The organism is Bacteroidales bacterium (genome assembly GCA_014860585.1).
Classification (GTDB): domain Bacteria; phylum Bacteroidota; class Bacteroidia; order Bacteroidales; family 4484-276; genus RZYY01.
The window spans coordinates 76,776-92,562 of the sequence record JACZJL010000033.1 but is presented as its reverse complement, the minus strand read 5'-3'; the positions used below and the strand labels follow the sequence as shown (position 1 = coordinate 92,562).

Below are 15,787 nucleotides of genomic sequence, written 5' to 3'. Positions count from 1 at the left end.
CATGTATCCCTATCAAAACCCACTCGACGACATCAAAGCCTTTTTCGGGCGTAAGTCACTGCTTGCCAGCCTGATAAAAATTAATGTAATTATTTTCGTGCTGGTCAACCTGTTCAGGGTGATTTTTTGGCTTTTCAAGGTCAATAATCCTGAAATAGCCGGCGGCGAAGTCTCATGGATCTCTTACTATCTATCGGTTCCGGCAGGCATTGAACAATTGATCCGGCGCCCATGGACACTTATCACCTACATGTTCCTCCACGAAAGTTTTTTCCATGTTCTTTTTAATATGATGGTACTTTATTTTGGAGGCAGAATTTTCCTGGAGTATCTTGACAAACGTAAATTACTGAGTGTTTATATTCTCGGTGGACTCACCGGTGCTTTCTTCTATATTGCAGCATTCAACCTGTTTCCGGTATTTAGTCAAAGCGTGAATTATTCCATTGCACTGGGCGCCTCAGCCTCGGTGCTGGCTATCCTCATTGCCGTAGCCACCTACGTTCCGGAATATTCCATCATGCTCTTCCTGTTTGGCAGGGTAAAACTGAAATACCTTGCATTGATTATCATCCTTGTCGATGTTCTGAGTATTCCAAAAGGCAATGCAGGCGGGCATATCGCACACCTGGGAGGTGCATTCTGGGGTTTCTTGTATATTTTTATACTGAAAAATGGCAGCGACCTCACAATCAACTTCCCTGTTCTCAATGGTAAATGGCTGAAAAATATGTTTGTTAAGCAAAAAACCTCTGAGCAACCTTTCAGGGGGCGACCGCTTACAGATGACGAGTTCAACGCCCGCAAAAAAGAGCAACAGGAGCGGATAGATAAAATCCTTGAAAAGATATCACGCTCGGGTTACAGCAGCCTGACAAAAGAAGAAAAAGCCCTGCTCTTCCAATCGAGTAACAAAAACAACAACTGATGACCAAATCAGGGTTCTGGATATTCAGGCTGGGTGTAAAAATGCTGATCCTTCTGGTCAACCTCCTCTTCATTTTCCTGCTTTTATTAACCTACCTGGCGCCCAGCATCAGCCCCGACAGGTTTTTTGCGCCGGCAATGCTTGGACTCGTTTACCCCCTGCTTTTTGTAATAAACCTCCTATTCATGACCTTCTGGCTTGTCCGGTTAAAATACTATTTCCTGTTTTCGCTGATTTCGCTGGCGCTGGGTTGGAACGTAATGAAAGTCAATGTTGGACTAAACACTAAGGCTCCTGATGAAAACCAGGCGGGTAACATCAAATTCCTTTCCTATAACGTTCGCCTTTTTGACCAGTTCAAATGGATGCCGGGACAAGATTACTTTACCCGTAATAATATTTTCAATTTCATTACTACCGAAAGTCCTGATATTGTTAACTTCCAGGAATTTTTCCATGGCAGTGAAACCTATTTTCCGACCATAGGCCCTTTTCTGGAATCGCAGAAGACCAGTCATTATCACACAGATTACATAAAAGTTGTGGGGACAAACAAGCATTACGGCCTGGCTACCTTCAGCCGGTTTCCCATAGTGAACCGTGGTTCGATCCGTTTTGGAAACTCTACCTCCAACTCAGGAATGTTTACCGATATCGTCGTAAACCGCGACACGGTCAGGGTCTTTAATTTCCATTTTGAGTCCATCCGTCTTTCCAATGCAGATTATAAGTTCGTCACAGAGTTCATCGACCCCGGGATGCACCCCACCTCTTCCAACTCGCGCATCATACTCGGGAAATTTCATAATGCCTTTGTCAAACGTGCTGAGCAGGCCCGCATTGCAAAAGAGCATATCGCCCAATCCCCATATCCGGTCATTGTTTCAGGCGACTTTAACGACACCCCGGTCTCATACGTTTACCACCAGATATCGTCAGGTTTAAACGATGCCTTTATTGAGTCAGGTACAGGATTTGGCTCCACCTATGCAGGAAATATCCCCTTCATCCGAATCGATTACATCCTGCACAGCGACCAACTCCGTGCACAAGGTTACCAGACCCACAAAGTCAGTTTTTCCGACCATTACCCCATTTCGTGTGATTTTTTGTTGCCCCTGCAATAAATTCATAGTCAACCGGTGAATCAAAATAGCTCTGCGCCAGTCACCCGGTGAATCATAACACCGTGCCACGGAAATTGCAATCCTGGTGGATATCTGAGCGAATTCACCGGGTGACTTCAACTTCTCGGGTTGCTATAAGTATCAGGCCTGCTGACGCTCTGCGAATGCTGATTCTTTTTGAGAGGGATTGTAATCGTGGAGGAATTCCGGTGCAAAGTCTGCTCCATTCTCCCATTCTATTGTAAATGGGTTTAGCCTGAACTTTTTAAAGTAAGCCAAATCCTTTACTGGTTCAAAAATTTCTCCTTCTAACAAAGGTTCAAAATTGATCCGCTTTGATACCCCATCATTAAACCACAATTCAAGAATGAAATGTTCAACGTATTTCGCATGGGTTACCTTTATAGTTAACATGGTAATATTATTTTAATGGTTCTATTTTGAATAACGGTTTATTTTGCTCAAGTAGTTTCCAGTTCAACAGCAATTCTTCATGATGCAAATCAAGCCATTCATAAATTAATCTTAATGCTCTCCTTGGTAACTCTCCTTTTACAATGCCATCATGGATGTTAATCGTGGCCTCATAATCCTGATATTTAACATGAAAATGAGGTGGTTGATGGTCATAATAAAACATGTAAACCATGATTCCGTAGAATCTCGAAATCTCCGGCATTCGTTTTTAATTTTTAATTAATACTGCGAAAATAATAAATTTAGAAAACCCCGGCAAAATCTACTTAAAATCCCATTGCTCCAGTCACCCGGTGAATCAAAGCAAGATGCCGCTGAAGTTGCAAGCTTGGTGGGTGATTCAAACAATTCACCGGGTGACTTTCCGGGTTTCCCAGTCACCCGGTAAATCAAAGCAAGATGCCGCTGAAGTTGCAAGCTTGGTGGGTGATTCAAACAATTCACCGGGTGACTTCTCGGGTTTGCCAGTCACCCGGTGAATCAAACCAACGTGCCACGGAAATTGAAAGGTTGGTGGGTGCTTGAAACAATTCACCGGGTGACTTCTCGGGTTTGCCAGTCACCCGGTGAATCAAAGCAAGATACCGCTGAAGTTGCAAGCTTGGTGAATGATTCAAACAATTCACCGGGTGACTTCTCGGGTTCGCCAGTCACCCGGTGAATCAAACCAAAGTGCCACTAAAATTGCAAGCTTAGTGGATGGTTGAAACAATTCACCGGGTGACTTCTCGGGTTTTCCAGTCACCCGGTGAATCAAACCAACGTGCCACGGAAATTGAAAGGTTGGTGGGTTTTTGAGCGAATTCACCGGGTGACTTTCAGGAATAATCCAGGTAACCCGCGCATATTGTAAATTTACAAGTCTACTTCTACGTATTGCTTAGCCAACGAAATATTTACCAGCTTACCTTTCCTCAGGCCGGCAAAATCTCTTGCTGACGAGAATTCCCAGTCAATAGGTTGCTTTACAAGGCGAGCCCCAACAGGATTTTGATGGATGTAATTGAAACAAACTTGTGGATATTGCAGTTCAGAATTCTTGGTGTTTATCAATGTAACTCCTTGATTTACAAAAAATGTCGGCGCTACTCCATCCGGACAATTAACACATTCGCATTTAGTTCCCTCCCGAAACAACTTACCGGTAAATCCATGCATATTGTTGAAAGCACGGGTATAAGACCTTAGCATAATTGCGAACGAATCATTAAGAGAACGACTTTTCATTAAAGTCTTAGTTTGGATGGTCTCAATCCTTTTTGTTTTGATGTCTCCATCATTGATCTCTATCTCAACTTCATTCACCAGTACCATCAGGTGAAAATGGTTTGGCATGAGACACCAGGCTAAGATGTCGGCAAAAGGTAAAACATAATTGTTGATTTTGGTGAGGAAGAAGAGATAATTTTCCCTGTCAAGAAAGACTTTCCTGTGATTATTTCCTTGATTGTAAATATGATAGATATACCCTTTTTGAAAATACATGGAGTTGGTTTTTAATTTGGATGCAATATTACAAATCTTTTGCTGTCACTCCGGGAATTGGTCCAGTCACCCGGTGAATCATAACAAAGTGTCACTAAAATTGATCGCTCGGTGGAAGTTTGAGCGAATTCACCGGGTGACTTCTCGTGTTTGCCAGTCACCCGGTGAATCATGCCAAAATACCACTGAAATTGAAAGTTTAGTGAGTGCCTGAAACAATTCACCGGGTGACTTTCCGGGTATGCCAGTCACCCGGCGACTTTCCTGGAAAAGGCTTAATGCGCACCACCGACGCCGGTGGCTTTTACTGAACTTTCTTTCGGCTCTTTCACCAGCGACCATGCTATGGCTGAGAAGGCAACGGTAGCAGCACAAATGATAAAAGTGACACTTTTGTCATCAACATGACTGATCAGTTCGCCGATACCAAGACTTGCCACGAGTTGAGGAAGCACTACCGAAAGGTTGAACAATCCCATATACAGCCCCATCCGCGTTTGGGGCACCTTTTGCGACATGATGGCAAAAGGGAGACTGATAGTAGCTGCCCATCCAATACCCACAATGGCCATGATCAGATAAAGCAGCAATGATGAATTGCCGAAAAGCATGATCCCGACATAGCCAAACGCCATAATCCCAAGGCTGGAAGCGTGTACCCTTACCCTGCCGAACCTGGCTGCGAGAGGTTCAAGGAGCGTTACCGGAATGATGGCGCCAACCAGGTTGAGTGAAAAGAAACTCCACGAAACGATCCGCCCCATCTCGATATCTTCAAGTCCCGGGATACGAAAGCCAACGAAGGCATAGAGATAAATGAACATCGTCTGAATGCCTATCCAGGTAAATGAATGGGCTGCAAGGACCTTGCGAAACCCGATCAGGCCGGCTTCCTCCTTCGATTTTCCGGTTTCTGACTTGAGCAGTGATTCAGCAATCAGCCCAACCGTCAGGATCAAACTAAAAATCTCGAACAGGTTATGCGGTACTTTTGGCATCCCGAAGAGCCGCACCGCCATGGCGTAAATGGCATAAACCAGGAAACCCCAAAGCGGCCGGATGGTCTTGAGCATTTCGATCAGTGAGGCTTCATTTGCCTTATTTACCGATGGAATCCCCCTGGAGGGATCAGATGTCAAATCTATTGGTGAATCATCATCTTCGCCGTATCTGCCAAGTCGTTTAGGCTCTTTGATAAAAAATGGCGGGACGACTGAGAAAAGCACTACCAGCACCACCCCAAGATAGATCAATACGTAATTATTGAGCAGGGCGCCAATGAGATAGGCAAGTACGCCGAAAGTGCCGGATACAGTCTGCATCCATGTGTACCCCTTGGTTCGGGCTCTCCCTTCGGGTGTCACATCAGCAATGATCGAACGGGTCGGGTTAAAGCTGATGTTAATGGCCAGGTCAAGCGTCAGCGCCACTACAATGGCAATGCCGAGAATCCCGCCAATCCCAAGTCCTTCATGAATGACACCAATATTGGGTAATGCAAGCAGCATCAATGCAGCCAGCACCCCCCCAATCAGGATAAACGGGCGGCGGCGTCCATTCCAGAACCATACATTATCACTGATCACTCCAATAAGTACCTGCCCAATAATCCCGGCAATCGGGCCTGCAGCCCAAACAAGCCCTACGTCATGAATATCGAGTCCATACTGTGTGCTGAGTATCCAGCTTAATGCAGAAATCTGGACTGAAAGTGCAAATCCCATGGCGGTGGCCGGAAGGCTCAGTACCGCATAAAACGAGTTGGTTAACTTTTTTTGAAATGGTAACATTTGCTGTAATTTTTAGTTTGCGACTCCTATGATTTCACCTGCTCAGAGAACAATGATTTTAACGGTTTCGTTATGATTGGTTTTTAATAAATAAACTCCTTTCGGTATCCGGCTGATATCGATTTTTAATACCTGGTCGGCTTCAAGCACCTTTTCACCGGATACACGGAAGATTGTAAAACTTACTTTCCTTGAAAAAAACAGATCATTATCCGTCACCGGATTGGGATAAACTTTCAACCCGGAGGAGGGATTGAGGCTGTCCACTACCACGCTAAATTCGTTTGTTGCACCGGGCGTAGGTTCAGTAAAGTAAACCCAGTTGGAACTTCCATCCGGACTGCGGCCTAAGGAAATATCGTCCTGCTGTGCCCCGAAGGTATAGGTATCAATCGGAGCCTGACCGGCGGCTGTACTGTTAAATATTCCGATGGATTCCCCTTCAGCCGAAAGCTTGTAAGTGGTATGGAAAGGACCTTGTTCAGCATCGTCATCCGCCCAGATGATCAGGTATTCGCCGGGGAAAATTACATGATCCGGAAATTGCCATTTAGCCGGGTTGTTCAGGTTATCCGAAAGGTATTTGTCGCCAAGCCAGACAGGGTCTGAGCCACCGTTATAAATTTCAATCCAGTCGTCAAAATCACCGTTTGCATCGTAGATGGTTGTCAGGTTTGAAGCCATAAACTCGTTGATAAACAGCCCTGAGGAATATATGGGTGGAAAATAAAGCTCCACAGTTTCGCAGGGGTAAAAAAGCGTATTGTTCGAAGCGTCCTGCACCTGGAGATGATACCTGAGTGTCGTTTCACCGATGACACCGTTTAAGGTAGCCTGGTACCACCCATCCTGACCAGGTTCCATCGGCATTGTTACAAACCCCGAATCATTAAACCTGTAACGCAGAAATACGGATAATCCCGGCTGATCGTCCCAGATGTTTACTTTGAAATTTACAGGGTTACCAACTCCGGTATGATTCACTGACAGGTAATTGATCACGGGATAAATGCTGTTAAGTTCGAGCTGCTGCTGTATGGAGTTCAGCCTTGTGGTGATGTAAGGCTTGATCCCGTATTTCACATGGGCGCCCCAGTCTGATTCAAACGACTGAAGAAACGCACCGGCGTTAAAGCCGTAATCGAGGGGATAATAAGGATCGTCGATAATATAGGGGTAAATTTTATCCCTGATCGATTCAATATAAGCAAAATAGCCCGGCTGTACAATCAGTTCCTGGATGATTTGATTGAGATAGTAAGAATAGAGGTCACGGTACCGCGGCACCTCCATCAGCCGGTTATAAAGCGGCCGGGGTTCATTCTGCTGGTTGGAAGGCGCCCACTGGTAAATGTTCCGGGTTCCCCAGTCCACGCCAAACCAGTCGATTCCAAAGGTATTATCCACATCATATGGGATGTATTCAAATTTGCCCGACACTGGATTTTGGTAAAGGTAAAAGTTGTTTTTATTGAAAATATACCCGTCCCAATCGCCGGTAAACACATCTATCGCCATGATCCTGAGATAGTCCTGCACATTGAAAACGTTTTCAAGTTCGCAGGCAAGACTGGCAATCGGAGTATTATTGAGCACGTGAATGAAATGGGCGATATCACTGTAATCGTCGTAAGCCGTGTTGGTTTTCAAATCATATACCCTGCGGTCGCCCATCTGCAGTTTGTATGCATTCGGATTGCTTCCAAGATATTTCAAATCAGCAGGGTAAAGACATTTATAAAGATTTCCATACTGATTACCGAACCTTGATCCGGCAAATTCTTCGTCGATGTGCTCAACGTTGAGATAAAGGCCGTAATAATTGTTGTTGATATAAACCCTGACATGATTTGAGCGTGGCGCAGGTATTCCGAATTCCCGGCAAAGATCCCAGAACAACTTGGCGCGGGTAACCGAAGGATCGTTGTGCTCTCCGTTGAGGTTTATTTTTTCCAGGCCGTAATACTTTCTCCCTTTTTGGTAGGTATTGAAAGAAACTTTAAAAGACTTTTTAGCCGATTGTCTTGAAGTATTTCCCCTGAGTCTGAATCCAACTTCTTCGATGGTGTCGGTTATTGTGCCGTTATTGAAGATAAAATTTGCCCTCCACTCGATATTGCTGCTCACATTGTTGTAAATCCATTGCAGGGTGTCGGGGTGAATAAAAATATCCACGCGGGGTACCACATCATCTCTATACACTTCTCCATCCTCAGGGAAATTGGGTTGGGCAGTTGCAGTGAAAGAGTAAAAAAACGAAATCAGACCTGCGATCAGCAGGCTATACACCAAAGGATTCCGAGCCGTTGAAAAAGTTAAAAAAAGCAAATTGAGTTTTCTGTGTAAATCGTTCATCAGCAGTTAATTTTGACCGATGGTTTCAATCTCAGTGCAATTCGAGAACCAGCCCGGTCCTGGCAGGTACTCTGAGGTTGTTGAGTAAAAATTCTTTGTTATCCAAAATATTTTTTCCGGCGTTAAATGGTCCGGTCATTTCTTTAAAACGTGCATTATCAAGCAGTTGTTCATGGTCGTTGTTGTTCAATATCACCATGACTGTTTCATTGTCGTTGTATCTGAAATAAACATAAACATTGTTTTCCGGAATGAAATGTATCAGCTTACCATCGTGGATTAACGGTTTGTTTTTGCGCCAGTTGAGCAAGGTACGCAAATGATCAAATGCTTCATTTTCCTGGTCAGTCCGGCCGCTGGCCGTGAACGCGGATCTTTCATCCTCATTCCAGCCACCGGGGAAATCCCCCCGCATTAATCCATGCCCCTGTTCTTCTTTCCCTGTCATAAGGATTTCAGTGCCATAATACACTTGCGGGATACCGCGTGTAGTGAGCAGGAACGTCATAGCCAGCTTGAAACTATTCAGGTTTTCGTTGACTTTGCTGAAAATGCGCGAGCCATCATGATTATCAGCAAAAATGACGATATCCTGCGGGTTCTGGTAAACAAAATCCTGTGAAAACAGGTCGTAAAACCGCATTAAACCGGTGTGCCAACCCGGCGTTTCATTAAATGCAAACCGAAAAGCTTCGTACATCGGGAAGTCGAATACGTGTGTCAGTGCCGATTCATAGCCGGTTTTCAGTTTATCCCCCTGCTGCCACACCGCTACCTGTGCCGGCGTGGTCAGCCATGCTTCGCCTACAATCGAAAAGTTTGGGTATTCATCCATGACTTTTTGCGCCCATTGAGCCATTCCTGCTTTCCCTGACGGATAGGGGTAGGTATCCATCCTGATTCCCTGCAGGCCGGCATATTCGATCCACCAGATGCTGTTCTGGATGAGATAGTTCAACAGATAGGGATTATCAAGGTTGAGGTCGGGCATATTACTGTCGAACCACCCCCGCTGAAACAAATTGCGGTCATACTCCGAAGCATAAGGATCGAAGACCGTCCCCCCCCTGAAATTCGACCTGGTGAACTTGTCGAATTGGTTAATCCAGTCGTGTGATGGAAGGTCGCTCATCCACCAGTGCCCGCTCCCGCAATGATTAAACACCATGTCTTTAATCAACTTCAACCCTCTTTCATGCATCAGGCGGGACAGTTCAAGATATTCCTCATTGGTTCCAAATCGCGGATCAACGCGGTAAAAGTCGCTGATGGCATATCCGTGGTAAGTAAATTTTTCCTGGTTGTTTTCGAGTACCGGGTTTATCCAAACCGATGTATAGCCCAGGTCGATGATGTAATCCAGTTTATCTTTGATTCCCTGAAGGTCGCCACCGTGCCTTCCATTCGGGTTTTTCCGGTCGGCTTTTTCGAGCATAGCGGGGTGGCTGTCATTTTCGGGATTTCCGTTAACAAAACGATCAGGGAAAATGAGGCACATCACATCAGCATGATTGAAACCCTCTCTTTGTGACGAACCAGTTTCTCGCAATTTCAACTCGAAATCGTATTCAGCCACTTTTGTATTCCCGTTTTTGAAAACAATCGGGTAAGATCCGGCTAAGGCATTGTCGGAAATTTTGAGGTCGAGAAACAGGTAATTCAGACTTTCAAGCGTTTTGAACTGACTGATTGTGATCCCGCTTTTCGTGATTTCAGGTTTTGTTTGGGAAATATTTTTACCCCAAACGAGCAATTGCAGATCATTGCTTTTCATCCCGGTCCACCAGAATGGAGGCTCAACCCGCTGAATGACAAAGTCCTGAGCCGAAATGGCGAACCCTGAAAAAAGGGCTAAAACAAGTAAAAGATTAAACCTGCTGATCGTTTTAATTTTTGGTAAAGTAATCATCTTTTTTCAACATTTATATTCAACTTACTGATTATGATCAAATAGCGTTAGTTGACCAAAGTATTTGAAAATGAAAAAACTTTAATCAAATCAACTTCCTTATTTCTTCCACCAGCTCACTTAATGCAACATTTCCAATTGCTGATGGCCTCAGTTGTCCCATAATCCAGTCTGCAGCATCCTGCTTTTCATGAGACAACCTTATTTTCTGAAATTTTTCGGCCAGAAAAGGAATCTTGTTCAAAATATCTGACTTTGTGTGGCGCTTGAACTTAATTGTAGTAAGCACCGACTCAAACTCCATCATCGGGTGTTCATAAATAACCGGTATCATTTTATGGATGATCTCCGGGTCAAGGTTTTCTTCTTTGATAAATTTAAAGATGGCATAAATCACTTTATAGTCAAAAGTTCCGGAAGGGGTATGATGTCCTTCGACGAATTTGAGTTTATGGCCAAAAAAAGTTCCGACAAATCCCGGCTTAAACTGTAATTCATTCACAATACGCTCGATAAGCGGGAAGAGGTTTTTCTTGAAGATGTATGTGTAAGTATCTTCCGGAATTCCCCATTGCTGCATTTTGTGGTACCGGTCAATCACCTCTTCGGGGAGTCTTTTCCTGAGTGTTTCGATGTACTCATCTTCGAGTGGGATGGGTGCAGAGTCGGTGTCGGGATACATACGATCGGCGCCTGGGAGCACGCGTTCAAAGATTGTTGTTCCATCCTTAAAGGATTTACGGGTTTCGTTGGGCACGCCCGTAAAAGCCATCCTGCATCGCTCATCAACGGTTTCAAGTGCCGTTTTCATATCTTCTTCCGGGCCCCAGGTGATGACCAATGCATCTTCCGGACCGGAACCAAGCATGATTTTTACTTTTTCCCAATCCTCTTTTGAAATGACCGGATCGGGTTCCTCTGAATGACACATGTTTGGCTTATCCAGGCAGGCAATCACTTTAAGTCGTTCGCTCAACTCGTCTGCAAACATCTTCCCCGGTTGGGTAAAGTGGGACAGGATACCCTTAAAACCCGGCAGGTTGATGGCCATGATCCTGTGCTGTGTCCTCTTTGCAGCCACCAATGGTGGATAATTAAAATTGAAAGAATGGAAACGGATAAAGTCGTGACTGATTTGCCAGGCGCCGGGATTGATGGCTCTTTTTTTCAATTCTTCCCTGATGGCCAGCAGCGCCCATTGCCTGAAAGATTCGTTGTGGGTGAGTTCGGGAATCCATTTGGTATGCGAAACACCCTTAATTTCCACCCGCGATCCTCCGCGGCAACTGACGTTGACATCCTCCCTGCCTGCTCCTATGCCGGTGCGCACTTTCCCGGTACTGCGGTTCAGAAAGCGGATATAATCACAGGCCTCTTTCACTTCGTCCGGATTCACACAGTCAGGGTAAGTCACCGTTTCGATAAGCGGCATCCCAAGCCGGTCGGTTTTGTAGGTACGCACATGACCAACATCGGAAATCTCGCGGCAGGCATCCTCTTCAATGCTCAGTTGGATAAGCCTTACTTTCTTGTGCTTTAATGGAATTTCTCCTTCGACACCAATGATGGCTGTCCGCTGAAACCCTGTTGGAATGCTCCCATCAAGGTATTGTTTGCGTGTTATGTGCACTTCACCTACGATATTCAGTTTGGATAAAAGGGAAATCTCAATGGCAATTTCCAATGCTTCCCGGTTCAGCGGGAATGGTGGGGTGTCATCCACTTCATAGGTGCAGGTGGTTTCGTTTTTTACCCGGTAGATAATCTCTTTTTTCGTCCTGAACTCCATCAGCGCCGTGCCGTCATATTCACCCAGTTCGCTCAGGGTTGGACGCATGTGACGAATCAGTTCGGCGTCAAAATCATCACTTTCGTGGTAAACACCTGCGGGACAGTTACAAAACAACTTCCTCCTGGTGAGCAGTTGCTGGTGCACTTCAAGGCCTGACATGAAACCAATGCGGTCATAATCTTTCTGGGTGGCTTCCCTGCGCGTTACGTAACCAATCTTCTTTTTAGTGGATTCGTAGTTTTTACGAGGATCAAATTTCTTCGTCATAATGTAAGATTACTCGTTTTTTCGGGCTTCAAATGTAGCTATTATTCACAAAACGATGGAAAAACAGGATTTGCAATCAAATACCCTGCTCTTCGCCATTATTTTGATACTTTTATCGAAATTTTGGTGAAATTAAAATCAATATGTCCATTAAACAAAATAAGCCATTCATCTTCGTTTTAGCGTTCCTGGTTTTTATTTCTGTGCTTGTTTTAGTCTATTTCCAGGTTTTTAGTCCTGCTGCAAGATTTGAAAGATTGGTCGGAAAAGCGGATGCCTGCTTTGCTTCCGGACAGTTTGAAGAGGCTGGTGAGCTTTACCATGAAGCATTAAAACTAAGACCCGGTGCAGATTATCCCGTCAGCCAGGCGCTCAAAACGGACAGCATATCGACGGCCAATCATAAAGCAAGGCTCTATAAACTGACGTTGTCGAAGGCCGACAGCCTTTTTGTTTTTAAAGATTACGTAAATGCACGCGCCAGCTACCTCGAATCACTTCAATTCAATCCTGGCGATGATTATCCCGTTCACCAGTTAAAACTGATTGAGTCAATTCTTGCTGAAGAATCGCCGAAAGATGTGCTGGTAAGTGGGAGCTATCATATCGTAGCAGGGGTGTTCGATAACATCGAAAATGCTGAAAAGATGGTACAGCAATTAAAGGAAAAAGGCCTTAATCCGTTGATTATACACCGCCCTGAATCCGGAATGAAGGCGGTTGCCTTTGGTTTTTTTACAGACATTCACCAGGCATACAACAACCTGGCGCAGGCCAGGAGAGAAATCAATACCGAAGCATGGGTGATTTACCACCGGGAAAAATAATTTTAGAATTGAGGACTGATAAACCGGTTTTTGACGTTATCCATCACTTAGTCGCTGCCTGAAAACAATTGATGTTGAAAATCATTATTTGCCCCAACCTTTAATGGAGCACTGATTTTTAACGGTTTACTCCCGGAATTTATCACGACAAAGGCGGGAGAGTGGGGGCAATAAATCGTTGAAAATAAAATTCTGGATGTTTTCTGGCAGTGACGACTGATCAAAAATATTGACATCAATGGGCTTAAAAAGTAAATTCACAATCCTTGTATTTCTGATTCTTTTTGCGAACATCCCTCAAGCTTTGATGGCACAAAAGAAAACAACCATCAAGTTAGTCGAGGCTGACAAGATGATTGGAAGTCAGTCGGTTGGTGAAGACCTGAATATTTTTACCGGGAATGTTATCTTTGAGCACGACAGCGTCCTTCTTTACTGCGACAGTGCTGTTTTACGCAGCAAATCAAACCAATTGAATGCTTTTAAAAATGTGCACATTCATGTAAATGATACACTCAATCTTTATGGCGATAAACTGGATTACAACGGTAACACACGCGTTGCAAACATTACCGACAATGTAAAATTGGTGGACAACAAAGCCATCCTGACAACAAGTTGGCTGATTTATAACCGTAATACTGAAATTGCCTACTACACCACTCATGGTAAAATAGTCAGCGACACCAATGAACTGACCAGCCGCATGGGCTATTATCACACGCAGACGAAAATGCTCTATTTTAACAAGGATGTTGTGTTGATCAATCCAAGCTACCGGCTGGAATCTGATACATTGGTTTACGACACTTTTTCGGATATTGCCTATATATCGGGACCAACTACTATTGTTGGAGACGAAGAGTTTATCTATGCCGAAGATGGATGGTACGAGACAAAAACAGGCAAATCCAGGCTAATGATCAACCCTTATGTGAAGAGAAAAGAACAATTTCTTTCCGGAGACACGATCTACTATGATAAAGAAAATAGTGCAGGAACAGTTCATGGAAACGCCTTTCTGAAAGATACTGCGCAAAATGTGATCATCCAGGGAAATTATGTGAACTACCGCCGCAACGACGGTTATGCCTGGGCAACCCAAAAACCCTGGGCTACTTTTGTGGATAAAAGCGACAGCTTGTTTTTGCATGCTGATACTCTCTATATGGCCTTCGACAGTACCAACAAGGCCAGCGATCTGTTTGCCTATCATCAATGTAAGTTTTACAGAACTGATCTGCAGGGCATGTGCGACTCGCTCAACTATAAGTTTGCCGATTCCACCATCACCATGTTCTTTAATCCTGTAGTCTGGACACAGGAAAACCAGATCACGGCTGAGTTGATAAAGCTTTTTTCTTCAAACAGGGCCATCGACTCGATGTGGATGCTCAACTCGGCCTTCATCATTTCATCCGACAAATTTAAACCCAATGATTATAACCAGATCAAAGGGAAAAATATGACGGCCTATTTTGATGCTAATGAACTTCATAAAATAATCGTTGTGGGGAATGCGGAAACCATTTATTTTGTCAGGGAGGAGAATGGTGGTTTGATCGGAATCAATAAAGCTTTCGCATCGAATATGGAAATCAGAGTTGCTGACAGACAGGTGACCGACATTTACTATTTTGATCAACCCGATGCCACCCTTTATCCCGAAAATGAGATTCCGCCAAACGAAATCAAACTCCGCGACTTTAAATGGAGGATCAACGATCGGCCACGGCAAAAAGAGGATATTTTTATCTGGTCGGAAGAGTCGCCGGCATTAAGGCAGGATGGGTTTTAGTTCCATTGAATCTGAATTGAAGACTGAAATTATTTCCGCCATTTGTCGTTTTAATATTGACAAATTGCATATTTTTGCGCTAAATCAATTTAACTATGGCAAATTCAACAGGTTTTATGCATGGAGATACTTCATTCCAGCTATTGGAAGACAATGATACTTCAAAACTGATCAACATTGTGCGGCAGGGTGTTGATATGGAATTTTTTGACGCAATTGCCAGCGTTAGTCCCTTTAGCCTTTCAGAATGGTCAGTTCTTCTGCACCTTTCGGAAAGGACGATGCTGCGCATACGAAAGGAAAACCGTTCCTTCGATCCGGTTCAGTCAGAAAAAATTCTTCAAATTGCACTGCTATACAAAAAAGGAATTGACGTATTTGGCAACAAGGTGAAATTTGATAATTGGCTCGAAACAGAAAACCTTGCGCTTGGTCAGGCAAAACCAAAAGATTTACTGGACAATGTCTTTGGGATCAGTTTACTGAATGATGAATTGCTAAGAATAGAACATGGCATACTCGCATGATAGTCTATCGCCTATCTAAATCAAAACACGCCGGCGACCTGTCGGGTAAAGGTGCTGAAATGGCGGGAGGCAGATGGAACAGAAAAGGGACTGCAATGCTTTATACCAGCCAAACCCGCGCTTTATGCACTGCTGAAATGGCAGTTCATACTCCTTTGGGAATCATGCCGGAGGATTATGCCTTGATTATTATCGAAATTCCTGAAGATTCGATGATGATTATTTCCTATCCTGATTTACCAGATGAATGGAAATCATTTCCTCACAGCGGGTTAACCCGGCAAATTGGAGACCACTTTGTAAAAAAGAATGAATTCCTGGTTTTAAAAGTTCCATCTGCGGTGGTGCAGGGCGAGTATAATTTTCTAATCAACACAAAACACCCTGGAATTAGTCGTGTTAAGATACTTCAGGTTGAACCATTTGAATTTGACAGGCGGTTATTCAGGTCATAAATTCGGGTGTGAGGTTCACCGTCATCCCCGTTAAATGAACATCTGCCATT

13 protein-coding genes are annotated in these 15,787 nt (G+C 44.2%); 6 read left to right on the top strand and 7 right to left on the bottom strand.

Features of this window, described 5'->3' with window-relative positions; all coding sequences use genetic code 11:
• The first annotated feature begins 1 nt into the window (after position 1).
• The gene (locus tag IH598_04165; GenBank protein ID MBE0637695.1) at positions 2-928 is read left to right on the top strand and encodes a rhomboid family intramembrane serine protease; all 927 of its coding nucleotides are present in this window, start codon (positions 2-4) and stop codon (positions 926-928) included.
• A complete protein-coding gene (locus tag IH598_04160) occupies positions 928-2,055 on the top strand; it encodes an endonuclease/exonuclease/phosphatase family protein (protein MBE0637694.1) in 1,128 nt (375 codons plus the stop codon). The genes IH598_04165 and IH598_04160 overlap by 1 nt, the downstream gene beginning before the upstream one ends.
• A gap of 141 nt (positions 2,056-2,196) precedes the next feature.
• Here the strand turns inward: IH598_04160 and IH598_04155 are convergent, their stop codons facing one another.
• The 7 genes from IH598_04155 to gatE all read right to left on the bottom strand — a co-directional run bounded on the left by IH598_04155 (position 2,197) and on the right by gatE (position 12,130).
• Positions 2,197-2,469 (bottom strand): DUF2442 domain-containing protein, encoded by a 273-nt coding sequence (locus IH598_04155; GenBank protein ID MBE0637693.1) that lies wholly within the window; start codon positions 2,467-2,469, stop codon positions 2,197-2,199.
• A 7-nt stretch (positions 2,470-2,476) separates the two neighbouring features.
• Positions 2,477-2,734: a DUF4160 domain-containing protein gene (locus IH598_04150; protein MBE0637692.1), complete on the bottom strand. Its 258-nt coding sequence runs from the start codon at positions 2,732-2,734 to the stop codon at positions 2,477-2,479.
• Positions 2,735-3,387: 653 nt separating this feature from the next.
• Positions 3,388-4,017, bottom strand: coding sequence for a hypothetical protein (locus IH598_04145; protein ID MBE0637691.1), 630 nt, complete (start codon positions 4,015-4,017; stop codon positions 3,388-3,390).
• A gap of 275 nt (positions 4,018-4,292) precedes the next feature.
• Positions 4,293-5,807 carry an MFS transporter gene (locus IH598_04140; protein MBE0637690.1) on the bottom strand — a complete coding sequence of 505 codons (1,515 nt, stop codon included), beginning with the start codon at positions 5,805-5,807 and terminating at the stop codon, positions 4,293-4,295.
• 42 nt (positions 5,808-5,849) lie between these two features.
• Entirely contained in the window at positions 5,850-8,162 is a 2,313-nt protein-coding gene (locus tag IH598_04135) for a CotH kinase family protein (GenBank protein ID MBE0637689.1), read from the bottom strand.
• A gap of 31 nt (positions 8,163-8,193) precedes the next feature.
• Complete coding sequence (locus IH598_04130; GenBank protein MBE0637688.1) at positions 8,194-10,071, bottom strand: glycoside hydrolase family 13 protein; 1,878 nt, start codon at positions 10,069-10,071, stop codon at positions 8,194-8,196.
• 85 nt (positions 10,072-10,156) lie between these two features.
• Complete coding sequence (gene gatE, locus IH598_04125; protein ID MBE0637687.1) at positions 10,157-12,130, bottom strand: Glu-tRNA(Gln) amidotransferase subunit GatE; 1,974 nt, start codon at positions 12,128-12,130, stop codon at positions 10,157-10,159.
• Between the two features lie 143 nt (positions 12,131-12,273).
• On the opposite strand from gatE, the gene IH598_04120 reads away from it, so the two are divergent.
• From IH598_04120 to IH598_04105, 4 genes are all read left to right on the top strand, one after another.
• Entirely contained in the window at positions 12,274-12,957 is a 684-nt protein-coding gene (locus IH598_04120; protein ID MBE0637686.1) for an SPOR domain-containing protein, read from the top strand.
• A gap of 307 nt (positions 12,958-13,264) precedes the next feature.
• Positions 13,265-14,755 (top strand): organic solvent tolerance protein OstA, encoded by a 1,491-nt coding sequence (locus IH598_04115; protein ID MBE0637685.1) that lies wholly within the window; start codon positions 13,265-13,267, stop codon positions 14,753-14,755.
• A 116-nt stretch (positions 14,756-14,871) separates the two neighbouring features.
• A complete protein-coding gene (locus IH598_04110; protein ID MBE0637684.1) occupies positions 14,872-15,282 on the top strand; it encodes a DUF2384 domain-containing protein in 411 nt (136 codons plus the stop codon).
• Positions 15,279-15,737 carry an RES family NAD+ phosphorylase gene (locus IH598_04105; protein MBE0637683.1) on the top strand — a complete coding sequence of 153 codons (459 nt, stop codon included), beginning with the start codon at positions 15,279-15,281 and terminating at the stop codon, positions 15,735-15,737. Before IH598_04110 ends, IH598_04105 begins: the two co-directional genes overlap by 4 nt.
• Positions 15,738-15,787: the final 50 nt, after the last annotated feature.